This window comes from Halapricum desulfuricans (assembly GCF_017094465.1).
In the GTDB taxonomy this organism is placed as follows: Archaea; Halobacteriota; Halobacteria; order Halobacteriales; family Haloarculaceae; genus Halapricum.
This window is the reverse complement of sequence record NZ_CP064791.1, coordinates 374724-400792: the sequence shown is the minus strand read 5'-3', so window position 1 is coordinate 400792 and position 26069 is coordinate 374724. Positions and strand designations below refer to the sequence as shown.

Genomic DNA, 26069 nt, shown 5'->3' with positions numbered 1-26069 from the left:
TATTAAGATGTTTCTACCGGCGAACCTTCCCGGGGAGAGCCCTCGACCCCCGCAAAGCAGGACTGACTCTCCGGAACGCGGTAGAGTCGGAGCGCGTCGACGACGCCGATCGTGATCGGCGTCAGCGGCGGGACCCGGCCCACGTCTCGATCGTCGACCAGCAGCGTGACGCCGGCTTCCTCGCGGGCGACCCGTCCGTCGAGAACCGGACCGCGATCGGGGACCGGCACGACCCACTGGTCGAGCGAGGTGGCGAACGCGGCCACGGGGACGACCGCCGCCGCCCGCGTCTCCGGCGCGAACACTGGGGCGTCGAGTCGGCGGGCGTACCCACTGGTGCCGCCAGCGGTCGCGAGCACGAACCCGTCGGCGCGGAACTGTGCGATCCGGTCGGTGGGGGTTTCGAGTTCGAACTCCGAGATGTGGGCCGCCTCCTCGGTGACGAGCATCACGTCGAACAACGCCCGCCCGCGGCGCTGTCCGTCGATATCGGCCCCGAAGACGGGGAGTTCGAGTTCGCTCGCACGGCCGTCCCGGACGCTATCGAAGGCAGCGTCGAGACGGTCGCGGGGCACCGATCGGACGCCGGTTCCCGCATCGACCGGCAAGATTGGGGTCGAACACCCTTCTCGGGCGAGTTCCAGCAGTGCGGACTCGCCGACCGCGACGACGACGTCCGCGGCGTCTCTATCGGGGACTGCCGCCGCGTCCGCGGGCGCATCGACTCCGTCGCCGACGACGTGGACGCGACCGACACCTGCCAGGTCGTCGCTCATATGTCGGGGGTGGGTGAGGGTGGCAAAAAAGCCACCGCACCGGGACGGGATCGACACGCACGGGCGTCCGCCCGGAAATCGCGCTCACTGCTCACTGGAAAGGATCTCCTCGACAGCGTCCCGGTCGACCGTCCCGGACGCAGTTCGGGGCAGTTCGGCGGCGACGGCAATCGTCTTCGGGACCTCGAAAACGGCCAGGCGGTCCCGGCAGTGTGCCTCGACCGTCTCGGGCTCGACGCCCCCGACGACCAGCGCGGCGACGCGCTCGCCCCACTCCGGATCGGAGAGGCCGACGACCGCGGCGTCCTCGACATCCGGGTGCTTGCGGATGGCTGCCGCCACCGTCTCGGGATCGACGTTCTCGCCGCCGGAGACAATCCGATCGCCGCGTCGCCCCTCGATCCAGAGCCGCCCGTCGGCATCTCTGTAGCCTAGATCGCCCGTGTGCAGTCCAGCCTCGTCGAACGCTTCAGCGGTCCGGTCCTCCTCGAGATATCCGGGCGTCACCGTCGGGCCAGAGACGACGAGTTCGCCGACTTCGCCTGACTCGGCAGGCCTGTCGTCGGCGAGTATTCGGACAGTCGTGTTGACCAGCGGCTGGCCGACCGAGCCCGGGTGCACGGCCGCCTGCTCGGGGCGCGCAGTAGCGATCTGGGAGGCCGTCTCGGTGGTCCCGTAGGTCGGGGAGACGGGAACGTCCCGATCGATCGCGCGATCGAGCAACGACTCCGAAGCCCGTGCACCCCCGAGCAGTACCGTATCGAGAGCGGCCGGCGGCTCCCACCCCGCATCGAGCATCCGGTCCAGCATCGTCGGAACCAGCGAGACACCGGTGATCGTCCTTTCGTCGATGACCGCCCCGGTCACCTCGGCGTCGAACTCGCGCTGGACGACCAGCGTGGTGCCGTACAGGGCAGTCCGGACGATCGGCGCGAGCCCGCCCATGTGATACATCGGGAGACAGCACAGCCACCGATCGTCGGGCGCGACGCCGAGCCGGTACGCCGAGGCCTCGGCGCTGGCCAGCAGGTTCCGGCGGGTCAGCCTGACGCCTTTCGGTTCGCCCGTCGTCCCCGAGGTGAACATGATCACCGCGAGGGCGTCGGGATCGCGACTGATCGGGACGAAGCCCTCGGGATCGGCGTCGGGAAGTTGTCGGACCTCGGCGGTCCCGGCTGTGTCGTCAGGTCGGTCGACCGAGACCGTCGTCCCAACGTCGAGTTCGCGGGCCGCCTCGGCGGTCTCGGCCCCGCAGATCAGCACGTCCACGGCCGCGCGCTCGGCCTGGGCGGCCAGCGCGTCGGTCGGCTTCTCGACGTTCAGCGGGACGAGCACGCCGCCGAGGCGGGCGACAGCATGGACGAGCCGGACGAACACGGGACGAGTGGGGAGCACGAGTCCGACGCGCGTCCCCAGCGAGACGCCGATCGACTCCAGGCCGGCCGCGAGTTCGTCGATCCCGCTGTCGAGTTCCCGGACGGTCCACTCCCGGCCGGTGTCGGCATCGATCAGCGCGGTCCGATCGGGCGTCGTCCTCGCCCGGTGGGTCAACAGATCGTAGCGGGGCCAGCGGTCGGTCACGGCTCCACCTCCACGCCGAGCCCCGGCGATTGCGGGACGGCGATCGTCCCGTCTGCGACTGGACACGGATCGGGCCAGAGATCCTCGGCCAGCCGGTCGGCCGTCGCCAGGCCACAGGCCCGCACGTCGGGAATAGCGGCGGCGACGTGAACCGCGGCAGTCCGGGCGATTACCGCGTCGACAGTCGTCGTCACGACCGGTTCGACCCCGCGCTCGCGGGCGCGCATCGCCAGCGTGTGGGCGTTTCCCGGCCCGCCGAGGACCATCGGCTTGAGGACCAGCACGTCCGCGGCGTCTGCGTCGAGAACCTCCCCGACCGTGTGCTCGGCCAGGCCCTCGTCGATGGCGATATCGACGCCCATCTCTCGCAACTCGCGGTGGCCGGCCAGATCGTCGGCGGCCAGCGGCTGTTCGACGTAGGAGACGCCCGCGCTCGCGAACGCTTCGAGAGCCTCGCGAGCCGTCTCGCGGTCGTAGGCGGCGTTGGCGTCCGCCCGCAGTGCGACGCCCTTGTCAACGGCCTCGCGGACGGCCCGGAGCCGCCGACCGTCCTCGGCGACCGATCGCGCGCCGACCTTGCACTTCAGTGCCTCGAAGCCCGCTTCGACTGCCTCCTCGGCGGCTTCGACAGTCTTTTCGACCGGCGCGTCGCCGATCGTCGCGTTCACCGGCACCGACGAGACCGTCCCCACATCGGCGTCGAACCACTGATACAGCGGGACGTCGTCAGCGCGGGCGTCGGCGTCCAGCAACGCGGTCGCGAAGCCATGGCGCGCAGCGGGCGTCTCGGCGGCATCGAGTTCGAGTAGCGCCGCCCCGTGACCCGAGCCGTCGCGTTCGCTGGCGTCTTCGTCGGCGGCCGCGGCCGCGCGATCGAGGGCCTCGCGACATGCCTCGATCGACTCCGTCCAGCCCGGTAGCGGTGTCGCCTCGCCGACGCCCCGCTGGCCGCGGTGGCGGTAAGTGACGGTGAATCCCTCGCGGGCGTCGATCGTCCCCGCGGCCGTCGCGAGCGGATCGGCCAGCTCAAGCGCGAACGGGTCGATATTCATGCTGCCAGCCCCACGGCAAACAGCAGAGCGTGTGCGATCATCGCCTGGCCGGTGCTTTCAAGCGCCGGGTTGAGCGCCTCGCCGCTCGTCTCTGTCAGGACCGTCTTCGTCACGCGGGCCGCGAGCGGCAGCGACAGCAACGGTGCCAGCGCAGGCAGGCCGTATTCTGGCTCGAGTGCGAAGATCACTGGAACGGTATAACCCATTCCCATCAGCAGGAGGTACTCGGCGCGTGCGCCGCGATAGCCGAGGATGACCGCCAGCGTCCGCTTGCCGGTCTCGCGGTCGGTCTCGATGTCGCGGATGTTGTTGACGACGAGCACGCACGTCGAGAGCGCGGCCGCCGCGAGACTTGCAACGACCGCGTCGACGGTGACGCTCCCCGTCGGCAGCCCCAGCGGGAACAGCCCCACGGCGGCCATGTTCTCGACGGCCTGGACGTAGTAGGTACCCGTGACGGCGATGACACCGAAGTAGACGAACACGAACAGATCGCCCAGCCCGCGGTAGCCGTAGGGGTAGGGACCGCCGGTGTACAGCACTCCGGCGACGATCGAGGAGAGGCCGACGACGAGGATCGGCACGCCGCCGATCGCGACCAGGTAGACGCCGACGAGCACGGCCAGTCCGTAGGTGGCGATCATCGCCTGCTTGACGCGCTCGGGTTCGATCAGCCCGCCCGCGGTGACGCGGGTGAACCCCTCGCGATCCTCGGTGTCCGCCCCCTTGACGGCGTCGTAGTAGTCGTTGGCGAAGTTGGTCCCGATCTGGATCAGTAGCGCGCCGACCAGCGCCGAAAGCGCGGGCAGGAGCGCGAAGACGCCGGCGTGGATCGCCAGCCCGACGCCCACGACGACCGGCGCGGTGCCGGCGGGCAGCGTCTGTGGCCGGGCGGCCATCAGCCAGGCCTTCCGCCGGGAGACGTCTGCAGTACTCATTGCCGGCGTGTTAGGGCGGTGCCGTCAAAGCCGCTGTGGATCTCCAGCACAGAATTCGAAGCGGCGTACGCTGGGTGCGCTCTCGTGCACGCCTGTACCCGTGCGAGGGGTAACGAGCGAAGGATGGAGAGAGCGTCCCTCCTCACCGTGACTCAGCATCTATTCAACACAGCAAAGAGAACCACATCCTGAGAGAAAGAGACAGTCCAGGAACGGCACAAGTGGCGACAGAATAGATGAGTCCTGCTCGCCGAGATGGGTTGAATTGACCGCATAACAATACGAACCTGCGAGCGGGCGGCTTCGTCGCCCGCGAGCAAATGACGAGAGAGCTCCGCTCTCTCGAACCACCCGACGACGAGATTCTCTCGCTGAATCAAGATAGATCTGTTCTTGGCCTCCTATCGAGACGTTCTGAACGCGTGTCTCGACCCGATCCAAACCATCTCGGATCGAAGAAACGTCTGTGATAGATTGTAGAAATTTGAACGTATTGATGTAAAACTACTACTAAAAATAGGTGAATTTATATGGCCGTATGACGAGTGGCATACTATGGCAACTCGTCCGCGGAGCCCGTCTAATAGACAGATAAGACAGCTGTCGAGTGTGTCGATGTCTTCGGCGAACGTATCACAGACGGGGGCCCCCTCACAATCCCGGGTGGGAAAGCATGGCAACTGAACCGAGCAACTGGTCAGAAACTGCCTCTCGAACAGGCTCAGTGAATCGGATCGCCGGATGGTCAGTGGCGCAATTAAGAAGAGTGTGGAAAGCACTGGAGTACAGTTCGGCGTACCTCGCTGTTCTGGCAGCACTGGAGGTACTCATGGTTCAGCTCCTGCTGTCGCTCCCGCTGAGTCCAGCGCCCGCCGTTGTCGGGTTACTAACTTTTGCCATCTACGCAAGCGATCGGTTGGCGGACCTCAGTACCGATGCAGCGTCGAACCCACAGCGGACTGCGTTCGTCCGACAGTACCACGGCGTGCTGTACGTATTCGCAGCCATTGCCTACGGTGGCGCTGTCGCACTGTCCGTCCTGGGCGGCCCCATTGCGCTCGCGATCAGCCTCGTCCCGGGAGTCGCTTGGGTGTCGTACGCCCTCGGTCGGGTCCCCGTCGTCGAGACACCGTTCAGGAGATTGAAGGACGTTCTCGTCGTCAGTTCAGCGACCATCGCGGTCGCATGGTCGCTAACGATCGTCTTCCTCCCGATCGCGTTCGCAGGCGCAGCGATTACCCCGACTGCGTGGATCGTATTCGGCTATTTAACCCTTGGAACGTTCATCTGTAGCGAAATTTCGAACGTTCGGGATATCGAAAGTGACCTCGAGAGCGGCGTTTCGACGCTCCCGGTCGCTGTTGGGGTCGCCCGGACCAGGCACGTGCTCTATGGCATCGCTTCCCTCATTGCGGCGATGATCGGGCTGGCCACGAGTAGTGGACACCTGACCATCGCCTCGGCAGTTTTTCTCTCCACCGGACTGCTCAGTCTGGTCGGAATCATCGCGCTCTTGGGCCGGGTCGAGAACGAGCGATTCTTGTCCGTCGCTGGTGAATTCACTCGGATGCCCGTATTAGGAGGACTGATTCTCGCCTCGTACGTGCTGTAGCCGAACCGAGCTAAAAGCACACCTCGCCGACGGTATCCCGTCATCACGGCTCATCCTGGGCGATCTCGGTGCTCACTTACGGAATCACTGGACTGCCACGCTACTCCCCATCCGTCGGGCGCGTACCCTCCTGCAGGGGCGGAGAGCCTTCCGTCTTATCGGGCTCGTGATATCGTGGAACTTCGACAGTGACAATCAATCCTGTTGGGTTGTTGTTTTCGAACGTAATCTCCCCGTCGGCGATTGCCGTCCCCCAGATGATGATCGCAAGTCCGAAGCCAGTCCCGTGCTCGAGCGGCGTTTCTTTGCCTTCTTTGAGTAGCGCGAGTTCTTGGTCGTCGATTCCGGGACCGTTATCCGCAACGGTAATCCGCGCCTGTTCTTCCGTCGTGTGGGTGTCGATCCAGATGCGAGGATCGGAGTTCGTATTGTGCTCGGCGGCGTTCTCGAGGAGGTTGATGAATACATTCTCCAGGACGCTACTAACGTAGATTGGCTCTCTGTGTAGATCAGTCTCGATCGTCACGTCCGGATATTGGTCTCGTATCGTTGAGACGCAACTGTTCAGGCATCTCTCAAGCGACATACCTTGCATCCTGTCTCTACTATGTTCGAACATCTCGAGAATCGTCCGAGCCTTCTGGCTTATGTCCTCGATCTCCAGGGCGTTTTCCTGAATGGTTTTCGCCGCAGCCTTACTGTTATGTTTGGCCAGAAACTCCGATTTCCCGATAATCACCTGTGTATTCGTACGAACATTGTGTCGAAACACCCGATTGAGAACCTCCAGCCGCTGCTGCTGTTGGATATGCTCGCTTATATCATGGAGCGTGATTATCCAGCCGGTCGTCTGATCACGGAAATTGGTGAGTTTATTCACCGAGATGTCGTAGGCCGCAATCGTATCCTCGGGTCGGAATATCAATCGGCTAGACTGCTTCCCGAGAATGGTATTGATATGTGGAATGAACTCTCCGATATGAGTACCGAGTATCTCACTCGAACGCCTGTTGAGTATCTGTTCAGCCTGCGCGTTCATTTTCACGATGTTCTTTCGGCTGTCGACGACGATCGCACCGTTTTGCATCCGTTCGAAGACCGTGAAACGCGCTTCTCTGATCGGTGCCGGATTCGCTTCGAAGAGCTGAAATCGAGTTATTGCGCCGAGATATGCAACGCCGGAGACAGCGAATGCCGCAGGCGTCGGATCGATGCCGGCGGTCGGAAACGCCCCGAATAAATAGAGGAGATTAGTCGCCCACGGGACACTTAATCCGAGCAAGAGGGTGAGACTCTGACCCCGGAACATATCGGGTTCGTCTGTGATAACCTCCAACAGCGGTATCGCTCCTGACACCCCCAGAAGGTACGTATAGCCCGCAATCACCCAGTACCAGACGCCGGGCGTTCCCACAAGAACCGAACCGTGCTCTATCGTGTTCGTGTCCAGATACAACAACTGATGGTAGCCGTTTGTGAGACTGATCACCGCAGTGAGCGCCGGTATCACCGATGCGAGAGCGATATATCGAGCCCGGACGTACCGGTGGTGGCCGGTATACTCTAGACAGAAAAATAGCCACGCGACTGGAATTACGACCGTTCCGATCCACGAGAGTTTGAGCCAAAAGAGTTCCCTCCCCGGATCGACGGTGCTGATTCGGAACAATATCGTGATCGACCACCATGACTGGCCAGCGAGGAGAAATATCAAGGGAGTGGAACCCGGCTCCGGCCGTTCGCGGTAGGCAAGGGCCGCAGCCGAGATCCCCACCGCAATGGAGACGAGCAGTATCAGCTTCATGCCGGTCAAAATCGAGCCGTCCCCTGCTATCATACCGGGGCTGAGACTCATGGTATCTCTTCGAGGCGGGTTCGTATTTCCGAAGCACTCAGCTCATCCAGTTGCTCCAGGCCGTATTGAACCACCAGCGGGTAGAAATGCCGGTTCTTTTCGAAGTCGTCGTCGTATTTAAACTCGTATTCCGCCTTTAAGACGTTGTAGAGGCGACGCAATTCTTTCGTTTGCGTCTCGGGCAGATACATATATGTCCCAACCTGTTCTTCTTTGATTGCCCCTCCATCGTCCGACGCCGAGGTATCGGCGTCGTCATTTCCTGACGAATACGACCGCTTTCGATCCGGCTGGGACGAATCTCCCCGATCGGCCGATCCATCGTGCTGCCGTTCGACGGCTTCCGTCGACCGCTTGCGTCGCTTGCGCAGTCGCTCGGATCGGTCGTCAGTCATGGCTCACCTTCCGTCGTTGGAACTGGCTGTCCAGACCGCGCGCGATATCTCGAAACGCAGCTAGCTGATCACACTGCGGAGCCTCAACGAACAGCGAACCACCGTTGGTCATGGCACGCTGCACCGACGCGCGCTCCCTGACTTTCCAGACCGGCGTATCGTCGAATGCGTCCTCTATCCAGGACACCATCTCACGTGCCTGGTTCTTCCGTACGTCGATCCGGTTGATCACGACCCCTCGATCCCGGATCTGGATGTTGTAGTCTTTCTCCAGCGCCGAGATGTGATCGAACAGCAGTTCGAAGGCCCGTTTGCTCGTGGTTTCCGCCAGCGCGGGGATGAGCGTATTCTGTGCTGCGTACAGTGCGTTGTCCATGAGGTTCCCCAGGAACGGTGGACAGTCGATGATGACGTAGTCATACCTATCCTCGACGTGTTCGAGCGCCAGCGACAGCTGTTGACCCGACCGTCGCGAAAGTGTGAGTTCCGGTTCGACTGCCGTCATATCGATGTTCGATGGAACGACATCCATTTCCTCGTGTTCTCTCACCAGATCAGCCATGTGATGTCGGTTCTCGGCGTCGCTCAAGACATCGAACAGCGATGGCGGGCCCTCGTCGTAGACCTCCCGCATTCCGAGATTCTCCGTCGCGTTCCCCTGTGGATCCAGATCGACGAATAGGACATCGTGTCCCCTGTCGTTCAGCGCTCCGGCGACGTTAATCGCGACGGCGGTCTTTCCCACACCCCCTTTTTGATTGCTCACGGCAATTCGGACCGGATCTGCCATACAAACTGTACAAATGTGGATGTGACACTTAGTGTTACGTCAGACTATTGTCAATATCTGATGTGTTATATTACATGAATTAGTAACTAGATCATCACGATTTAGTGAGTTTTGACCTACAAGAATTACAGCGTGCTTGCAGAAGAGGGCGATAGCGGAGCCCCGTCTCGGGACCGCGGTGTCCAGTTCCCGTGCTACCCCTATATCCCGTTCGACGGCACGCGGGCTGACAGTGCTATTTTATGGTTTGGCTCTCAAAGACGTCCGAACGCGTTCGGAGCAGTACGGACAGTGCCGGCACGGCTCGTGCTCCTCCAACCGATCAGCGACCTTGCTTGAGAAGTACCGATCAGATCCCCTCGAGCGGCGACGCTTTCGCCTCGGCCAGTCGCTCGAACTGCTCGCCGCTCAACTCGACGGTGGCCGCGCCGAGGTTTTCCTCGAGTTGGTCGACGGTTCGTGCGCCGACGATCGGTGCCGCGACGCTCTGGTGGTGCATCAGCCAGGCCAGGCTGACCTGGGCGGGCGTGGCGTCGACTTCCTCGGCGACCGCCCGGACCTCGTCGACCACCTGGAAGTTCTCCTCGGTCAGGTAGTACTCTTCCCAGCCTTCGTCTTCCGAGGCCGTCGAGTCCTCCGGCATGTCCTCACGGCTGTATTTCCCCGTCAGAACGCCCTGCCCAAGCGGGCTCCACGGGACGAGTTCGATCCCGTAGTCGGCGCACATGTCCAGATAGGTGTCCTCGACCTCGCGGTTGACGAGATTATAGCGCGGCTGAGAGACGGTGAACGGCTCGAAACCGTAGCGCTCGGCGATTTCGTTGGCCTTGGCGATATGCCAGGCGTCGGGGACGTGCGTCGAGGCTCCGAGGAAGTTGACTTTCCCGTCCTCGACGACACCGTTGAGCGTGCGCATCAGCTGCTCGGCCGGCGTGGCGTCGTCCCAGCGGTGGATGTACAGGACATCGAGGTAGTCCGTCCCGAGGCGGTCGAGAATCGCATCGACCTGCCGGCGGACGTGGGTCCGCGAGAGGCCGCTGAAGTTGGGGTTGTCCTCCCGTGTCGGCCAGTAGACCTTCGAGGCGATGACGTACTCGCTGCGGTCGCGCTGGGCGAGCCAGTTGCCGATCCAGCGCTCGCTGTCGCCGTCGCCGTAGATGTCGGCGGTGTCGATGAACCGCCCGCCCGCCTCCTCGTAGGCATCCAGTAGCTCGTAGGCCCGTTCTTCGGGGATCTCGATCGAATCCTGGTCGGTCTTGCGGCCGAACCGCCAGGTCCCGAACGCGAGCTCGCTCACCTGTAGGCCCGTGCGTCCCAGCGGGACGTATCCCAGTTCCATGTCCGAAACGGTGGTCGGGAGACGCTTGAAGTTACCGTCCGGTTCCGGCAACCCCCGACTATGGGATTCGTGGGAACCGCCCTCCGGAAGTGGAAAGGGTTATGAATTGCTCTCCGTGTTAACTAATTCATGTCCGACCGCTTCGACGTGGTTGTCGCCGGGGCCGGTCCGGCCGGCGCCCAATCCGCACGCGACATCGCCGCGAGGGGGTACGACGTCGTCGTGCTGGAGACCGAACCGGAGTCGCAGTTCCCGCGCCAGAGCAACAAATCGACCGGGGGGACGTTCCCGTCGATGCTCACCGCGTTCAACGTCCCCGACGACGTCGTGATGCAGTTCACCGACAGCGTCGTCCTCGAATCGCCGAACCACCACTTCGAACAGCCGCAGGCCGGCGCAGTCCTGGAGTTCGCCGACTTCAAGCAGTTCCTCGTCGAGGCCAGCCGAGAGAACGGTGCCGAATACCGCTTCGACGCCCGCGTGTCCGGTCCCGTCATGGACGACGGAGAGATCGTCGGCGTCGAGTACAACGGCGATCAGGAGGTCTACGGCGACGTGGTGATCGACGCGACCGGGCCGGCGGCCCCGCTCGCCAAGGCGCTCGGCGTCAGCGACTTGCAGCGCGAGAAGCAGGCGATCGGGATCGAACAGGAGTTCGAGGGCGTCGACCTCGATCATCCCGAGCACGCCGACCTCAACGACGCGATGATGCTCCGGCTCGACCACGAGTACGCGCCCGGCGGCTACGCCTGGATCTTCCACACCGGCGAGGACACCGCCAAGGTCGGAGTCTGCTACATTCAGAACGATCAGTACCGGCAACACGCCAGTGCCGACCGGACTATCGACGGCTACCTGCAACACTGGCTCGAAACCGATCCGCGGTTCGAAGACGCCGAACCAATCGAGGGCAAGCAACACCGCGGGTCGGCGCACATCCAGTCGCCGACCGGCCTGAGCACGGACAACTTCATGGCGATCGGTGACACCGTGCCGACGATCGACCCGCTATGGGGTGAGGGGATCAACAAGGGCATGCAATCCGCTCGCGCCGCCGCGATCACGGTCGATCACTGCCTGACGCCCGACGACCCCGATACGTCCGCCGAGAACATCTCCGTCTACGACGATCTCTGGCACGAGACGGTCGCCCCGAAGATGGACTCGCGGCTGTTCATGACCGAGCTGATGTATTTCGCGCCGAACGACCGCTACGATCAGTTCATGCGCGACCTCGACCAGCTCGATCTCCAGACGATGCGACGGGCCAACGAGGGGAGCTGGCGTGCGATCTCGAAACTGCTCCATCCCGGCGACGCACCCCTCCTGGCGAAGTTCGCAGTCAACTACCTGCGCACCTGACTCCGAGGCGTCCGGCCCCGGCCGCAAATCCTGCCCCTTTTTCTCCAGCGGCACGTCTCTCCGGTAATGGCTGACCTGCAACTCGACGAGCCCGAACCCGAAGTCGCCGACGACGGCGTCTGGCTGACCTGCATCGAGTGTGGTGAGACGTTCGCGCCGTTCGAGGGGATCCGCTATACCTGCGATTCGTGTGGCGGACTGCTCGAAGTGCGCTACGCCGATCTGCCGACCTTCGAGGATTTCGATTCGGCCGCGATCGCCGACGGCGTCTGGCGGTACGACGCCGCGCTCCCCTTCGAGGAGGGCGTCTCGCTGCCCGAAGGCGGGACGCCACTGCACGACGTGCCCCGCCTGGAAGACGACCTCGGCGTCGAGCGACTCCGCATCAAACACGAAGGGATGAACCCGACCGGTTCGTTCAAGGACCGCGGGATGACCGTCGGCGTTCGCGTCGCCGAGAAAGTCGGCGTCGACCGACTCGCCTGTGCGTCGACGGGCAACACCTCGGCGGCGCTGTCGGCCTACGGCGCACGTGCCGACCTCGAAACGCTGGTGCTCCTCCCGGCCGGTAAGGTCGCCGCGGGCAAGATCGCTCAGGCGAGTCTCCACGGCGCACGCATCCTCGAGGTCGACGGCAACTTCGATCGCTGTCTGGACATCGTCCAGGACCTCGCGGATCGCGGGGAGGCGTACCTGCTGAACTCGCTGAACCCCTTCCGCCTGGAGGGTCAGAAGACGATCGGCCTCGAAATCCTGGAGCAGTTCCACGCCGAGGAGGGGGCCTACCCCGATCGGATCGTCCTGCCTGTCGGCAACGCGGGCAACACCGCAGCGCTGTACAAGGCCTTCCGTGAACTGGTCGAGAGCGGCGCACTCGACGAGTCTGACGTACCGAAACTGACCGGCGTCCAGGCCGCGGGCTCGGCGCCGATGGTCGAGGCGATCGAGGAAGGCTGGGAGGGCATCGAACGCTGGGAAGACGTCGAGACGATCGCGACGGCGATACGGATCGGCAACCCGGTCAACGCGCCGAAGGCGCTCCCGGGGATCCGCGAGACGGGTGGGACCGCCGTCGCGGTCTCCGACGAGGAGATCACGGCCGCACAGCGCGACCTGGCTGGCGAAGGCGTCGGCGTCGAACCCGCCTCGGCAGCCTCGGTCGCCGGCCTGCGCAAGCTCCGTCACGAGGGCGTCATCGAGGCTGACGAACAGGTCGTCTGTCTCACGACCGGTCACCTGTTGAAGGACCCCGACGCCGCGGCGGCAGCCGGCAGCGAACCCGAACCCGTCCCCGACGAGACCGACGCCGTACTCGATCATCTCGCCGAGTAGTGACGTCGACGCTGGCGGGCCGGCTTCGATCCTCCCCGTCGCTGGCGTGCCGGAACCGAGCCATCCCGTCACCAGCGTGTCCACGGAACCCGTGACTCTACCCGCCGCTGACGTGCGTCTGACGGCGTTTTATGCTACTGTATAACACACCACTCCATATGGCGGCACAGGAGGGCTCCGCCGAAGACCGAACGGCCGGGATCACACTTTCGGACACCCACGCCAGCGACGAATCCGGACCTACTGGGAGCGACGACACGACGGACGAAACTCGCGAGTCCACCGATACACGCTGGATCGACGCGATGCGGGATCGGTTACGTCGCGCGACCCGACCGGACGAGACGTTCGTCTGGACGGCCGAAGACGACGGAATCACAGCCGGCCGGGACTAGTTCCGGACTGACACGCCCCCGAATTCGAAGCGTGCGCCGCCGTCAGCGGAGTCGGTAACTGTCACATCCCAGCCGTGGGCCTGTGCGATCGTCGAGACGATGTACAGCCCGTAGCCGGTTCCGTCCGGGGCCTGTGAGTACCCCATCTCGAAGACCTTCTGCCGGACGTCCGGGTCGACCCCGTCACCGTCGTCGGCGACGTAGAATCCCTCGCCGTGGGTACCGACCCGGACCGTCGCGTCCCGGCGGCCGTGTTCGATAGCGTTGCGAAAGAGGTTTTCCAGCATCTCGATCAGTCGGTCCCGGTCGGCCATGACGGTCATCGAGTCCTCGACGACCAACGTCGCGTCTGGCGTTTCGACGACCTTCCAGGCGTCGTTCGCGACAGCGTCGAGCGAGACGGGCTGGGTCTCGCCGACGATCTGTCCCCGGCGGGCGAGTGTCAGCAGCGCTTCGATGAGGTGCTCCATCCGTTCGAGCGCGCTGTCGATTCGGTCGATATGCTCGGAATCCGTCTCCTCGGCGAGCAACTCGGTCGAGGCGCTGGCGACGTTCAGCGGGTTTCGCAGATCGTGGCTGACGATGCTGGCGAACTCCTCGAGGCGCTCGTTCTGGCCGGCGAGTTCGCGCTCGCGCTCGGCCCGGTCGAGTGCCGCCTCCAGGCTCGATGCCAGAATATTCGCCAGGTCGATGCCGAACTCGGTGAACGTCTCTCCGTCCGCGGCGAATCCGAGCGCCCCGTGCTCGTCGAGCGGCAGGATCGCGATCGAGACGTCCCGCTCGTCGGAGTATACGTCCGCAGTCCGTCCGTCCGTCGTCAGATACTGCGGCTGGTCAGTCTCTATCACGCGCTCGAACTGCTCGTGGTAGCTCTCGTACAGCGAGTCGCCACCGTCGATCGCGAGTGGTTCCGGGTCGTTCGTCGCGTCGCTCAGCACGACCTGTATCCGCGAGACGACGGGAATGTCCGCTGTCAGCTCCATCGCTGTCTTTCCGATGTCGGCTTTCGACTCCATGCGGACGAGCCGCTCCGTGGCGGCGTGGACCTCTCTGACCATGTACTCCTTGCGCTTTTCCTCGGTCACGTCCCGGCTCGAACCGACGATCCCGATCGGCTCGCCGGCCTCGTCGTACCGTGGCGCTTTCGTGATCGACACCCACCGATCCCGGCCCTGGTCGTCGACGTAGTGTTCGATGCGCTCGATGTCCGGGTCACCGCTTTCGAGCAGTGCCTGCTCCTCCCGATAGGTCGCCCTCGCGGTCTCCGGGTCCAGAATGTCGTAGTCGGTCAGACCGACGATTTCCGACCGAGTGAGGCCGAACTCCTCGGCCGTCTTCGCGCTTGCCCCCTCGAACCGGCCAACGTCGTCCTTCAAAAACAACTGATGGGGGTAGTACTCGAGCAGCGATTCGAGCAGTTCGCTGTCCGTTCGTGGGTCGACTTCCATTCCCGCGGCGCTTCGCAACTGTCGACAGACGAGCTTCGGCGCCTCGGGGACGCCTTTGATCGTGTGGATATTGCGTTCGAGCGCTGCTTTCAGCTGTTTGTTGTCCCAGTTGTAATCGTAGACGGCGATCGGTACGTCCACCGCCTCGCGTGCCCGGTCGTACGCGTCGATCCCGTCGACCGCCGGCTCGGCGTCGGTCTCCCGAGCCCCGAGCACGACCAGTAGGTCCACGTGCTCGTTTCGGACTGCCTCGACGGCCGCTGACACCGATGGCACTGACTGGGTCTCGACAGGTACTGAACACTCCTCCAGGTGATCCAGCACGGGCGTGATCCGCCCGTCCGGATCGACAAACAGCGCGTGCAGCGTCTCGACTGCCGGTGGACCACCCATTGTCTGTCTTTGTGTTTCGACCCATATATAAAAAACACCACCGAGCCAGAATCATTCGAGAGAATCGGAGTCCCGCTCGAGTCGACCCGTACCCGGGCGAACCTGCCTACTCGCCGTTGTCCAGGGAGATGTGCGTCGTCTCGACGATGCGGTCGTCCCCTCGAAGCTCCGCGAGCAGCTCCTCGCTGGGCGCGCTGTCGAGGTTGTAGACTGTGAGCGCTTCGCCGCCGCGCGATTCGCGGTTGTTGAACATCCCCGCGATATTGACGTCGTACTCCCCCATAATCGAGCCGATATACCCGATGACGCCGGGCTCGTCACGGTTGCGGACGACGAGCATGTGGCCGTGGGGGATCGCCTCGACGCGGTAGCCCTGGATGCGGACGATGCGCGGGTCGTCGCCCGCGAACTGGGTCCCCTCGACGGTGACGGTGTGGTCGCCGTCGCTGACCTCGACGGTCACGAGGTTGTTGAAGTCCTCGATCTGTCGGGTCTTCGACTCGGTGACCTCGACGCCGCGCTCCTCGGCGATCCGTTCGGCGTTGATCGCGTTGGCCTGCCACTCCAGCGGTGCGAACACGCCCTGGAGCGCACTGGCGGTCACGACGTCGACGGTCTCCTCGGCGATCTCGCCGGCGTACGTGATCTCGACCGACTCGATGTGTCCGCCCAGCAACTGCATCGCGATCTTGCCCGCCGTCTCGGCGATCCGGACGTACGGCCGGATCGTCGGGTAGATGTCTTCCCCCGACGAGGGCGCGTTGACGGCGTTCGTGACGATCTCGTCGTCGAAGGCCGCGATGATCTGATCGGCGATGCTGATCGAGACGTTCTGTTTCGCCGATTCGGTGTTGGCGGCGATGTGGGGGGTCACGATCACGTTTTCGGCCGCCAGCAACGGGTTGTCCGGATCGACCGGCTCCTCGTCGAAGACGTCGACGGCCGCCCCGTAGAGGATCTCGTCCTCGACGGCCTCCGCCAGCGCTTGCTCGTCGACCAGTCCGCCCCGGGCACAGTTGATCAGATAGCCGTCTTCCAGTTCGGCCAGCAGCTCCTCGTCGACGAAGTTGTCCGTCTCGGCCGTCTTGGGCGTGTGTAGCGTGACGAAATCGGCCTTCTGGAAGCAGGTCTCGATGTCCTCGACCAGCTCGACGCCCAGCTGTCGGGCCCGCTCTTCGCTGAGATACGGATCGTACGCCACCAGGTCCATCTCCAGGTTGCCGAGCCGTTTCGCGACCTCCTGGCCGATCCGGCCCAGTCCGACGACCCCCAGCGTCTTGCCGTTGAACTCCGAGCCGAGGATGTCCCCTTTCGCCCAGTAGCCGTCTTTCAGCTGCATGTGCCCCTGCGGGATCTTCCGGGCGGCCGCAAAGGAGAGGGCAACCGCGTGTTCGGCCGTCGCCCGGACGTTGCTGTCCGGTGCGTTCGCGACGACGACCCCGCGGTCGGTCGCGGCCTCGACGTCGATGTTGTCGATACCGATTCCCGCGCGCCCGACGATGACGAGTTCGGGCGCGGCATCGAGCAGTTCCTCGTCGACGGTCGTCCCCGATCGGACGATCAGTGCGTGGGCGTCTGCGACCGCTTCGAGCAACTCCTCGCGGTCGGCGTCCGTGGCCAGTTCGACGTCGTGACCCGCCTGACGCAACCGGGCCAGGCCCGCGTCGTCGACAGCATCCGTGACTACGACGTTCATACCTGACGTGACTTCCCCGCCCGGCATAACGCTTGCCAAACGGCGCTCGCGACTCCCCGCGTCCATCGGCGATCACAGCCCCCACGCTGCCAGCGGTCGCACCGAACCTGGCGGCCTCTCATACTGGTGGCTATGCGTTCGTACAGACATCCGACACACCGTCGTGTCGGATCAGTTCGAAATGGTATAGCCACCAGTATCAGCGACCACGGCGCCCCTTCGTCTGTCGGTAGTCCCGGCCCAGCACGTCGAGCATGTGCTCGATCAGCGCGTCGGTCTGGGCGTCGGTCTGTTCGGGCGGCTCGATCATCGGCACGATGTCGAACCCGCGTCCGTGGACGGTCGTGGCGTGCTCAGCCTCAACGTCGAACTCCTCGGCGTCGCGGGTGGTGTACTCCCAGGCCAGCGCCTCCAGGGCGTGCTGGCCGACGCCGACGATGATCTCGGGGTTGATCATCCGGAGTTCGCTGGTGAGATACAACTCACACGCGCTGAACTCCTTTTCTGTCGGCTCCCGGTCGGGGTGGTGACACCGCGCGGCGTAGGTCAGCACGGCGTTGTCCAGTTCGGGTTCGGTCGTCTCCAGCGGCGACTCGGTGAATCCGGTCGCCCGCAGGATTTCGAGCATCGTCTCCCGGCCCGCACCCATAAAGGGAATCCCGATTTCGTCGGCCCCGCTGTCGGGGTAGCCGCCGACGAACGCGAACTCCGCGCTCACGTCGCCGTAGCCGTGGACGACCTGCGTCCGGCTCTCGGCCAGTTCGGGACAGTTCTGACACGACTCGTCCATCCCGAACGGGTTGTACGGTGACTCCTGGTTTGCGTCCATACGTCCGTGTCCGGCCGGACGGGCAAAACCGACCCGGTCGCGGTACTCTCTTCCCCCACAGGTTCTTGTCAGTCGATTTCTAACGACGGGTATGGCCGACTCGCTGAACGGGTCCAACCTCCTGACGGCCCGCCGGATCGCCCGGTTCGGATACATCATCCTGTTCGTGCTCGTCGCGAACTCCACGCCGGCGTTCGAACAGTTCCCGCCGCTGAAGTGGATCGCCATCGCCGGCCTCGTCGTCGTCTTCTTCGATGCGATCGTCTGTGCCCGACGACGCTGGCGGACCGTGAAGGCTGAATTCGCCTCGCAGGACGCTGATTGATCGGCTCGACTGGCGCTTCCGTTAGTGGCTGCTTGTATTTAGGGTGTCGGAAAGAAGAAGAAAGCATATATGGGTGTTCGACGGAGCACCGGCTATGCGACGACGACGCCTGCTTTCGGCCCTCGCTGGCGCGACAGTCGGGCTAACCGGCTGCTTGACCTCCAATGAGAACAGTACGACATCTTCGAAGACACCGGTGGGCACTCAGTCCACGACACCCACCCAAACCGACTCGCCGACCGAAACGACGACAGCAGAGGAGTCGGACGCCGTGGTTCCGGACGACGTCTCGAAACCCGAACAACGGGATCCGAATCTTGACGGGCCGGCAATGGAGACGCGATTTAAGAGTGCGTCACCACCCCCATTACCGGACGAAGAACGAACCGTCTGGTATCACGAGGCCAATTCCGAGACGCCGACATTCATCAAACCCTCAACAGAGCAGGTCGGACTCCCGGCAACGATCGACTTCACCTTCTATAACCTGAGCGAGACGACGGTCTCGGGTGCTGGTGGCTCGTGGAGCGTGTACAAACTTGTCGACGGAACGTGGTACATCGTCAGCGGGATCTGGTACCCGTTCGCTATGAACCTACCACCGAGCCAGCGGACTGACTGGTCGTGGTCGTGGTCACTCGATCTCTCCCGCGGATGGGCTGACGACTCTGAAGACGACCCTGAATCGCCGTTCGTCCCTCGACTCGGCGGGGGGCGCTATGCGTTCACCGGAGACTGGGTCGACGGGATCAACCACGGCGCGCTGTTCGACATCGACGCACCACCGATTGAACTCACGCCTGATGACGATGTCCAGGTGAGCCACGAGGGCGAGACGGTGACAGTCACAATGCCCGAGTGGACTGACGACAAGCATCCCGAGCCGGAGACGCTCACCGTCGAACCGATCGATCGAGCGGACGAGCGAGTCATCCGCGAACAGGCGGCGACTACGCGTGGCTTCCGAAACACGCTCCCGTTTTTCGAAGACGGTATCAAGCGGGTGATCCTCCGAACTGACAAACACGGTGTCGAGTCGGTCGTCGGATACGAGAACGACGACAAACGACGACGGTTCAGGTACCTCGAGCGGGCGTATCGGGCGACAATCGATCGGCGCGACTAGTCTTCGTCGACGCTTTCGGCGTGCGTGTCGGCGTCCTCGGGATCGTTGACCGGACTCGAGGGGTGATACTCGGTGTCGTACTCGCCGGGCTGATCGTCCAGCCGGTCGGGGTTGATCCGCCCGTCGAGCAGCATGAAGTCAAGCACCGTGCTGTACAACAGCGCCTCGACGACCGGGACCGCCCGTGGGGGCAGCGTCGGGTCGTGGCGGCCGACGACCTGGATCTCCTTGCGTTCGCCGGTCTCCCAGTCGACGGTCTCCTGCTTTTTCGGGATCGAGACCGGCGGATGCCAGGTCACCTCGCCGTATATCGGATCGCCGGTCGTGATCCCGCCCTGGATACCGCCGTGGTCGTTGCCGACGGGCGTCGGGTCGCCTCTGTCTCGCGGCTCGTCGCCGCTCGACGGTTCCGAGTCGCTTCGCGACTCCCCCTCAAATTTCCAGTCCTCGTTGTACTCGCTGCCGGCCGTCGTTCGGGCTTCCCGGCCGATGCCGTACTCGAAGTCGTTGACCGCGGGAATCGAGTACATAAGCTGGGCCATCCGCGAGGGGAAACTGTCGAACCGCGGCGCGCCGAGTCCCCGAGGCACCCCCTGCATCTCGAAGTAGATCGCGCCGCCGATGGAATCGCCGGCTTTCTGATACTCGTCGGCGAGTTCGCGCATCCGTTCGGCGGTCTCGGGGTCGGCACACCGGACTTCGTTCTCCTCTGAGTGTTCGAGGATCTGCTCGAAGCTCACGTCGGGGGCCTCGATGTCGCCCAGCTGGCAGACGTGGGCTTTGATACGGATGTCGTAGTCACTCTGTTCGAGGACCTGTTTCGCGATCGCGCCGGCAGCGACCCAGTTGACGGTCTCCCGGGCGGAGGAGCGGCCGCCACCGCCCCAGTTGCGCGTGCCGAACTTCGCCGAGTAGGTGAAGTCGCCGTGGCTGGGCCGTGGCGCGGTGACGAACGGCTCGTACTTGCCCGAGCGGGCGTCCTTGTTCTGGATGACCATCCCAATCGGCGTCCCCGTCGTGTACCCGTCCTGCAGGCCGGATTTGATCGAGACCTTGTCCGGCTCGCCGCGGGAGGTCGTGATCATCGACTGGCCGGGTTTGCGCCGGTCGAGATCCGTCTGGATGTCCGCCTCGTCGAGTTCCACGCCCGCCGGAACCCCCGAGACCGTGCAGCCCATCGCTTCGCCGTGGCTCTCCCCGAAGGTCGTCACCTGGAAGAGACGACCGAAACTGTTGCCGTTCATTATCACTCTCTGGGGGACGGGGCCATTTGAAAGCACCACTCTGCGAGTGACTGCATACGGACTGCGGGACGCACGTCCCGAATCGACCGCACGAGGTCCTAGCGGCAGTCCCTACCTTTCAACAGCGAGAGAGTCCCGCCGTCGTCGGCCTACGGCCGACTGCCCGTGGCGTCTTCGACGCCACGCTGTTCACGGCGGGCGTGAATCGCGTAAGCTCCGGTGGGAAACCGTCGTGTTACTGCTGGTTCTGAGTCTCCAACGCTTCCAGACCTGCTTTTAACACCTCTGCATAGCCTTCCGAGAGGTCCAAATCGTTCGCTTCTGCGTAGTCTTTGACTCGGCCACCGAGCGTGTGTGAAATATCGATGTTGGGACGCATGACGAAAAGACTTTAAGACTAAAAGTATAATAATCTGTCGTCGTGAAGCGTACCAACACGTTCGCCGTGCGACCGCTCTCCGATACCGGAGAGCAACTGCTACGCGACCTGTTGGACGCTTCCGCCGCTCTCTGGAACGAAGTCAACTACGAACGCCTCATGCGGTACAACGACGAAGGCGGATACGAAAACGAAGACGTGTGGGACGCCGATACAGGCCGACTCGAAGGCAAATACAAAGGCGTCCTCGGTGCGTCCACCGCCCAACAGGTGATACGGAAGAACTCCGAAGCATGGCGCGGATTCTTCGAGAACAAGAAAGCGTATCACGACGATTCGGATACGTCCGTCACTGAATACCCGGAACCACCGGGATTCTGGGGCAACAAAGACGAGGGCCGCAAACTCCATACCGTCATCCGCAACACGTCGTACACCGTCGAATGGGGCGAACGCTCCCGACTCGAAATACTGGTCGGGAGTGAATTGAAAGACCGATACGACCACACTGGGCGTCTCCGTCTGGAAATCACTGGCGACCCGAACTGGCCCGAGTACGAGAAACAGGGTCGGTTAGACCTGTGGTACGACGAGACTGATAGCACGTTCAGGGCTTCGCAACCCGTGACTGTTTCTGACGAGACACGGGATACTCCACTGGCCGATGAAAAGGCCGCTCTGGACATTGGTGCAAACAATCTCGTCGCCTGTACCACCACGACCGGCGAGCAATACCTGTACGAAGGCCGCGAGTTGTTCCAGCGATTCCGCGACACGACGCGAGAAATCGCCCGGTTACAGTCGAAACTCGAAGAAGGCCGATACAGTAGCAAGCGTATCCGGCGACTGTACCAGAAACGGACTCGTCGCCGGGACCACGCTCAGGAAGCGTTGTGTCGTGACCTGTTGGAACGACTGTACGCCGAAGGCGTGGACACACTGTATATCGGCGGGTTGACCGACGTACTGGACACGCATTGGTCGGTCGAGACAAACGCCAAGACCCATAACTTCTGGGCATTCAAGCAATTCACCGAGCGACTGGTCTGTACTGCCGAAGAATACGGTATCACGGTCGAAGTCCAGTCAGAGGCGTGGACCAGTCAGGAATGCCCGCAGTGTGGTTCGACAGACCGAACGACACGGCATCAGGACACACTCACCTGTCCGTGTGGGTTCGAGGGGCACGCCGACCTTACAGCGTCGGAAACATTCCTAGAGCGGCACACAGAGGAAGCGGTCAGGCCGATGGCACGGCCCGTGCGGTTTGAGTGGGACGACCACGACTGGTCGGAGTCACCACGCTCTCACCGTCCCAAAGAACAGCGCACAGACCCGAGTACCGTCCACCGTGACGGGAATGTTGCCTCCGGCGAGTCGTAGACCGGTTGAGACTCCCACGGAGGAAACCCCGACGTTCACGCCGGGGAGGATGTCATTCGTCTTCGAACGTTTCCCACTCGGCTTCGGTCCCCAGGATGTCCGCGAGCGAGGTGACCATCGACTGCAGTTCGTCGATCTGTCGCCGCTGTCGCTCCACGACCGCCCGCAACTCGTCGATCTCGGACTCGCTTTTGTCGTGTTCGTGCTTGACTTCCTCGACGCTCGAGGAGAGCCCCTCCATCGCCTTGGAGAGATGCGTGATATCCTGATCGGTCGCCAGTCCGTGTTCCTGTGGCTCTCGGAGCATCTCCCTGTTGGTGACGATCGCGTCGGAGACGCTCTCGCTCCCGTCCGGCAGTGCGATCGTCAACGCGGGGGGGCTCCTCGCGTCTTCGGCGGCTGGATCGCCGCCGGAGTCGGGCGTTTCCTCGGCTTCGGCGTTCGGATTCGGCTCTTGGGACTCGCTGCTCATGTGTCCGTTCTCGTGTCGCAGGGAGATAAAGTACCGTCAGACAATGAATTTCGGACTGATAGGTCCGACGGGACGTCTTTTGCTGGCGGCCCAGCCCCGATCAGGCCACGTCGAGTTTCGAGCAGTGCTGGCGCTCGGGGTCGTAACAGTCCGGACAGTCGTCTTCAAGTTCGACGTAACGGTCGAGTCGGTTCGCGACCTCGTCGCTCATGACGTGTTCGAGTCGGCACGCCTCCTCGTGGAATCCCTCCTCGACGCCGAGATGTTCGACGAGAAAGCGTTCGATGCGGCAGTGTTTGCGCAGGAGCCGTCGCGCGCGAGATTCGCCCTCGTCGGTCAGGACCGCGCCGCGCCGTTTCTCGTATTCCAGCAGCCCGTTCTCCTCTAGCCGGCCGAACATCTCGGTGACGCTCGGCGGCGAGACGTCCAGCCGCTGGGCTAACTCGCCGGTCTTGGCGTAGTCGCCTCCACGAGAGAGCAGGTAGATCTCCTTGAGGTACATCTGGACGCTCTCGCTGATCCCGTCGCCGTGACTGTGGCTCATTGTCGAATCTCACCGCGCGGCGAGCAAAAGCCTAGCGCTGACCTGACGGCGTCGACCTCGGTGGGCCGCATCGCGCGTATACTGGTGGCGATACCATTTCGAAATGATGCGGCACGACAGCGTGCCGAATATCTGTCCGAACGTATCGCAACCAGTATTAGCAACCGTTAAAAGCCGCGATGTGAAAGAACGTGTACGGATGAGCGAGAGCCAGCAAAAGCGCCGGCAAAAGTGCATTTCGTGCGGGATCAACGTCACCGGCACGAACGCCGCCGCGTTCACGTGTCCCGAATGCGGACACCAGATCTACCGCTGTGCGAAGTGCCGCAAGCAGAGCAACCTCTATGAGTGCCCCGACTGCGGGTTCACGGGACCATAACCATGGGAAAAGTCGCTGCCAAAATCAAGGTCATGCCGAACAGCCCGGACGTCGACCTGGACGCCCTCCAGGAGCGTCTCGAACAGTCCCTCCCCGAGGGTGCGAAGATCAACGGCTTCGAGCGTGACGAGGTCGCCTTCGGCCTGGTCGCGCTGTTGCCGACCGTGATCGTCCCCGACGAGTCCGGCGGTACCGAATCCGTCGAGGAAGCCTTCGGCGAGGTCGAGGACGTCGAGAGCGTCTCCGTCGAGAACGTCGGCCGAGTGTAGGCTGTTTTTGCGCCGCGGCTCGCGTGTCACGACGGACCACAACGGTAGCGGAACGCACGTTTTATATGCCCGACCGGACTACCGGACGGCAAGAATGCCCAGTTCGAACGGTCCACTCGAGGGAACGCGGAACAAGCTCAAAAACGACCCCCGCGATCGGGGGACATCGCCGCCACAGCGCGCCGTCGAGCAGTTCGAGGACGGCGACGTCGTCCACCTCGCGATCGATCCCAGCGTCGCTGAGGGCCGGTTCCACCCGCGCTTCAACGGCCACACCGGGACGGTCGTCGGCACGCAGGGGAAAGCCTACCAGGTCCAGATCAGAGACGACGGCGTCGAGAAGACGCTGATCGTCAAGGCCGCGCACCTCCGACGACAGGAGTAAGCGATGACGATCTTCAAGGAAAAGCTCGAAGAGGAGTATCTCACCCTCGCCGAGGCCAAGGAAGTCCTCGAAGATATCGAGCGCGAGCGCGCCCTCGACGAGGACCGGGAGATGCGCTACGAACTCACCCGTGCTGTCGAGCACGTCAACCGCTTCGCGACTCTCGATGTCGAAGAGTCCGAGGAGTTCGTCGCCGAACTCCGGGACCTGGAGAAGGTCGACGAGGCGACCGCCTACAAGATCGCCAACCTGCTGCCCGAGGACCGGGACGAACTGCGCTCGGTCTTCGCCCAGGAGCGATACTCGCTGTCGGGCGAGGAACTCGACGACATTCTCAACGTCGTCGCGAAGTACGTGTGATCACTCTTCTTCGTCGTCTTCGGCTTCGGCGTCGACCTGTCGGCTGACGTCCACCTGGTAGTTCCGGAGGATGTCGCGCCCGAGCAACAGGGGATACGTCATGTGACTGCGGTCCTCGACGCTGGCGGTAACGGTGTGGCGGCTCCCCCCGACGGCGACCACGAGGTCGACGACCGGCCGGCTCTTGCTGGCTTTTCGACTGCCCGACCTGACTTTCGTGATGGACTTGATCGGCCCGGCACCGATGTCGGCCGCCAGCGCCGTGTCGATGCTCGTCCGGGTCGCGCCGGTGTCTGATTTCGCTCGGACGGTCTTCGACCCGCTGGTCCCGCTGACCATGACCTCCTCGATGTAGCCGATGGTCTGGGTCTCGCGGGCGTCGGGTCGGATCGCCTCGGGTTTGCAGGTAGGCGTCGAGTCGTCGAAGACGGTCGCCAGCGAGTCGATCCGGTCGGCGTCGACGCGCCCGCCGGCGCGTTCGATCCCCAGGCGCGCGATGTGCGGCGCGGGCGAGCGGCCGGTCGCTTCGAAGAGCCCTCTGAATCCGGCTGTGGGGTTGACCTCCAGGACCGACCACTCGCCGTCGTCCTCGACGAGGTCGACCCCGGCGAAGTCCAGCCCGACCGCCGCGGTGGCCTCGATGGCTGTCTCTAGGACCGCCTCGGGGGTGACGCCCGTCGCGTCCTCGACGCGGCCGCCCAGCGCGACGTTGGTCCGCCAGTCGTTCTCGGGGGCGTACCGGAACATCGACCCGACGACCGCGTCGTCGACGACGTAGACGCGGAGGTCGCGGGTGTGCTCGTCCTCGGGTGACTCGATCAACGACTGGAGGAAGGCGTAGCGATTTCCCACGCGGGCGTTGACCTGATCGTTCGGGCCGACCTTCCAGGTCCCGCCGCCGTTGGTCCCGATCGCGGTCTTGTACACCGCCTCCTCGCCGCCCTCGGCCAGCGCCCGGTTGAGCCGCTCCGAGTCTAGGGCCAGCAACGCGTCCGGGACGCGGATGCCGGCGCGCGAGAGGATCACCGCCGTCGTCACCTTGTGGAGCGCTCGAAGGGTGTCGGCGGGTTCGTTCAGCATCGGCCGAACGTGCGCGAGCGTGTTCGCCAGCCCGAGTTCCTCACAGGGGACGCCCGACTTCGAGAGCAGGAGTCTGTTGATGACGACATCGACCGCGGGTTCGAGTCGGACACGACCGTCCGAGATGTCGACGACCAGATTCTCGCGACGGAGCCACTCCGGGTCGTGGCCGAGCGCCTCGATGGCGTTGCAGATCGCTTTGGTCTCCTTGCTGTTGTGGAGACTCAGGACCCCGACGGTGACGGTCGAGTCGTCGTTCATGGCCGGGAACTTGGGAGGGACTGACAAAGAGGTGCGGGATCGTCCCGACGGCTGCGCCTGCGATATCCG

Annotated in this window: 27 protein-coding genes; 11 read left to right on the top strand and 16 right to left on the bottom strand. The window is 63.5% G+C overall.

What is annotated here, in order from left to right; genetic code table 11:
* Nucleotides 1–2 precede the first annotated feature (2 nt).
* From HSEST_RS02005 to HSEST_RS01990, 4 genes are all read right to left on the bottom strand, one after another.
* Nucleotides 3–776 (bottom strand): NAD(+)/NADH kinase, encoded by a 774-nt coding sequence (locus tag HSEST_RS02005; protein ID WP_229121899.1) that lies wholly within the window; start codon nucleotides 774–776, stop codon nucleotides 3–5.
* An 84-nt stretch (nucleotides 777–860) separates the two neighbouring features.
* Complete coding sequence (gene menE / locus HSEST_RS02000) at nucleotides 861–2357, bottom strand: o-succinylbenzoate--CoA ligase (protein WP_229121898.1); 1497 nt, start codon at nucleotides 2355–2357, stop codon at nucleotides 861–863.
* Nucleotides 2354–3409, bottom strand: coding sequence for a mandelate racemase/muconate lactonizing enzyme family protein (locus HSEST_RS01995; protein WP_229121897.1), 1056 nt, complete (start codon nucleotides 3407–3409; stop codon nucleotides 2354–2356). The genes menE and HSEST_RS01995 overlap by 4 nt, the downstream gene beginning before the upstream one ends.
* Nucleotides 3406–4347: a 1,4-dihydroxy-2-naphthoate polyprenyltransferase gene (locus tag HSEST_RS01990; RefSeq protein ID WP_229121896.1), complete on the bottom strand. Its 942-nt coding sequence runs from the start codon at nucleotides 4345–4347 to the stop codon at nucleotides 3406–3408. Before HSEST_RS01990 ends, HSEST_RS01995 begins: the two co-directional genes overlap by 4 nt.
* Nucleotides 4348–5071: 724 nt before the next feature.
* Between HSEST_RS01990 and HSEST_RS01985 the strand changes: the two genes are divergently transcribed.
* Nucleotides 5072–5959, top strand: a complete 888-nt coding sequence (locus HSEST_RS01985) for a UbiA family prenyltransferase (protein ID WP_229121895.1) — start codon at nucleotides 5072–5074, stop codon at nucleotides 5957–5959.
* A gap of 100 nt (nucleotides 5960–6059) precedes the next feature.
* Here HSEST_RS01985 and HSEST_RS01980 read toward each other — a convergent pair whose 3' ends face one another.
* From HSEST_RS01980 to HSEST_RS01965, 4 genes are all read right to left on the bottom strand, one after another.
* Nucleotides 6060–7814: a histidine kinase N-terminal 7TM domain-containing protein gene (locus HSEST_RS01980; protein ID WP_229121894.1), complete on the bottom strand. Its 1755-nt coding sequence runs from the start codon at nucleotides 7812–7814 to the stop codon at nucleotides 6060–6062.
* The gene (locus HSEST_RS01975; protein WP_229121893.1) at nucleotides 7811–8209 is read right to left on the bottom strand and encodes a hypothetical protein; all 399 of its coding nucleotides are present in this window, start codon (nucleotides 8207–8209) and stop codon (nucleotides 7811–7813) included. Before HSEST_RS01975 ends, HSEST_RS01980 begins: the two co-directional genes overlap by 4 nt.
* Nucleotides 8202–8999, bottom strand: a complete 798-nt coding sequence (locus tag HSEST_RS01970) for a ParA family protein (protein WP_229121892.1) — start codon at nucleotides 8997–8999, stop codon at nucleotides 8202–8204. Before HSEST_RS01970 ends, HSEST_RS01975 begins: the two co-directional genes overlap by 8 nt.
* Nucleotides 9000–9348: 349 nt before the next feature.
* Nucleotides 9349–10338, bottom strand: a complete 990-nt coding sequence (locus HSEST_RS01965; protein ID WP_229121891.1) for an aldo/keto reductase — start codon at nucleotides 10336–10338, stop codon at nucleotides 9349–9351.
* 129 nt (nucleotides 10339–10467) lie between these two features.
* On the opposite strand from HSEST_RS01965, the gene HSEST_RS01960 reads away from it, so the two are divergent.
* The 3 genes from HSEST_RS01960 (at nucleotide 10468) to HSEST_RS01950 (ending at nucleotide 13427) form a co-directional block, all read left to right on the top strand.
* On the top strand, nucleotides 10468–11700 hold the full coding sequence (locus HSEST_RS01960; protein ID WP_229121890.1) for a digeranylgeranylglycerophospholipid reductase: 1233 nt from the start codon (nucleotides 10468–10470) through the stop codon (nucleotides 11698–11700).
* A gap of 66 nt (nucleotides 11701–11766) precedes the next feature.
* Nucleotides 11767–13032, top strand: a complete 1266-nt coding sequence (gene thrC / locus HSEST_RS01955; protein ID WP_229121889.1) for a threonine synthase — start codon at nucleotides 11767–11769, stop codon at nucleotides 13030–13032.
* Nucleotides 13033–13190: 158 nt separating this feature from the next.
* The gene (locus tag HSEST_RS01950; RefSeq protein WP_229121888.1) at nucleotides 13191–13427 is read left to right on the top strand and encodes a hypothetical protein; all 237 of its coding nucleotides are present in this window, start codon (nucleotides 13191–13193) and stop codon (nucleotides 13425–13427) included.
* Here the strand turns inward: HSEST_RS01950 and HSEST_RS01945 are convergent.
* The 3 genes from HSEST_RS01945 to HSEST_RS01935 form a co-directional block, all read right to left on the bottom strand.
* Nucleotides 13424–15268 (bottom strand): PAS domain-containing sensor histidine kinase, encoded by a 1845-nt coding sequence (locus HSEST_RS01945; RefSeq protein WP_229121887.1) that lies wholly within the window; start codon nucleotides 15266–15268, stop codon nucleotides 13424–13426. The genes HSEST_RS01950 and HSEST_RS01945 overlap by 4 nt on opposite strands.
* 106 nt (nucleotides 15269–15374) lie before the next feature.
* On the bottom strand, nucleotides 15375–16964 hold the full coding sequence (serA, locus tag HSEST_RS01940; RefSeq protein ID WP_229121886.1) for a phosphoglycerate dehydrogenase: 1590 nt from the start codon (nucleotides 16962–16964) through the stop codon (nucleotides 15375–15377).
* A 199-nt stretch (nucleotides 16965–17163) separates the two neighbouring features.
* Complete coding sequence (locus HSEST_RS01935) at nucleotides 17164–17793, bottom strand: uracil-DNA glycosylase (RefSeq protein ID WP_229121885.1); 630 nt, start codon at nucleotides 17791–17793, stop codon at nucleotides 17164–17166.
* Nucleotides 17794–17884: 91 nt separating this feature from the next.
* On the opposite strand from HSEST_RS01935, the gene HSEST_RS01930 reads away from it, so the two are divergent.
* Complete coding sequence (locus tag HSEST_RS01930) at nucleotides 17885–18118, top strand: hypothetical protein (protein WP_229121884.1); 234 nt, start codon at nucleotides 17885–17887, stop codon at nucleotides 18116–18118.
* Between the two features lie 94 nt (nucleotides 18119–18212).
* Nucleotides 18213–19244 carry a hypothetical protein gene (locus HSEST_RS01925; protein WP_229121883.1) on the top strand — a complete coding sequence of 344 codons (1032 nt, stop codon included), beginning with the start codon at nucleotides 18213–18215 and terminating at the stop codon, nucleotides 19242–19244.
* Here the strand turns inward: HSEST_RS01925 and aroC are convergent.
* Together aroC and HSEST_RS01915 are read right to left on the bottom strand one after the other, a co-directional pair.
* Nucleotides 19241–20488 (bottom strand): chorismate synthase, encoded by a 1248-nt coding sequence (aroC, locus tag HSEST_RS01920; protein ID WP_229121882.1) that lies wholly within the window; start codon nucleotides 20486–20488, stop codon nucleotides 19241–19243. The genes HSEST_RS01925 and aroC overlap by 4 nt on opposite strands.
* Nucleotides 20489–20723: 235 nt before the next feature.
* The gene (locus HSEST_RS01915) at nucleotides 20724–20867 is read right to left on the bottom strand and encodes a hypothetical protein (protein ID WP_229121881.1); all 144 of its coding nucleotides are present in this window, start codon (nucleotides 20865–20867) and stop codon (nucleotides 20724–20726) included.
* 42 nt (nucleotides 20868–20909) lie between these two features.
* Here HSEST_RS01915 and HSEST_RS01910 point away from each other — a divergent pair, with 42 nt between their 5' ends.
* The gene (locus HSEST_RS01910) at nucleotides 20910–22250 is read left to right on the top strand and encodes an RNA-guided endonuclease InsQ/TnpB family protein (protein ID WP_229121880.1); all 1341 of its coding nucleotides are present in this window, start codon (nucleotides 20910–20912) and stop codon (nucleotides 22248–22250) included.
* Nucleotides 22251–22302: 52 nt separating this feature from the next.
* On the opposite strand, the gene HSEST_RS01905 is transcribed toward HSEST_RS01910, so the two are convergent.
* The gene (locus HSEST_RS01905; protein WP_229121879.1) at nucleotides 22303–22722 is read right to left on the bottom strand and encodes a hypothetical protein; all 420 of its coding nucleotides are present in this window, start codon (nucleotides 22720–22722) and stop codon (nucleotides 22303–22305) included.
* 100 nt (nucleotides 22723–22822) lie between these two features.
* Nucleotides 22823–23266 (bottom strand): metal-dependent transcriptional regulator, encoded by a 444-nt coding sequence (locus HSEST_RS01900; protein ID WP_229121878.1) that lies wholly within the window; start codon nucleotides 23264–23266, stop codon nucleotides 22823–22825.
* 199 nt (nucleotides 23267–23465) lie between these two features.
* Between HSEST_RS01900 and HSEST_RS01895 the strand changes: the two genes are divergently transcribed.
* The 4 genes from HSEST_RS01895 (at nucleotide 23466) to HSEST_RS01880 (ending at nucleotide 24659) form a co-directional block, all read left to right on the top strand.
* A complete protein-coding gene (locus tag HSEST_RS01895; RefSeq protein ID WP_229121877.1) occupies nucleotides 23466–23645 on the top strand; it encodes an HVO_2753 family zinc finger protein in 180 nt (59 codons plus the stop codon).
* A gap of 2 nt (nucleotides 23646–23647) precedes the next feature.
* Nucleotides 23648–23914: an elongation factor 1-beta gene (locus HSEST_RS01890; protein WP_229121876.1), complete on the top strand. Its 267-nt coding sequence runs from the start codon at nucleotides 23648–23650 to the stop codon at nucleotides 23912–23914.
* 94 nt (nucleotides 23915–24008) lie between these two features.
* Nucleotides 24009–24299, top strand: a complete 291-nt coding sequence (locus tag HSEST_RS01885; RefSeq protein WP_229121875.1) for a 50S ribosomal protein L21e — start codon at nucleotides 24009–24011, stop codon at nucleotides 24297–24299.
* A 3-nt stretch (nucleotides 24300–24302) separates the two neighbouring features.
* Nucleotides 24303–24659 carry an RNA polymerase Rpb4 family protein gene (locus tag HSEST_RS01880; RefSeq protein ID WP_229121874.1) on the top strand — a complete coding sequence of 119 codons (357 nt, stop codon included), beginning with the start codon at nucleotides 24303–24305 and terminating at the stop codon, nucleotides 24657–24659.
* Here the strand turns inward: HSEST_RS01880 and HSEST_RS01875 are convergent, their stop codons facing one another.
* Entirely contained in the window at nucleotides 24660–26000 is a 1341-nt protein-coding gene (locus HSEST_RS01875) for a RimK/LysX family protein (RefSeq protein ID WP_229121873.1), read from the bottom strand.
* Nucleotides 26001–26069 lie beyond the last annotated feature (69 nt).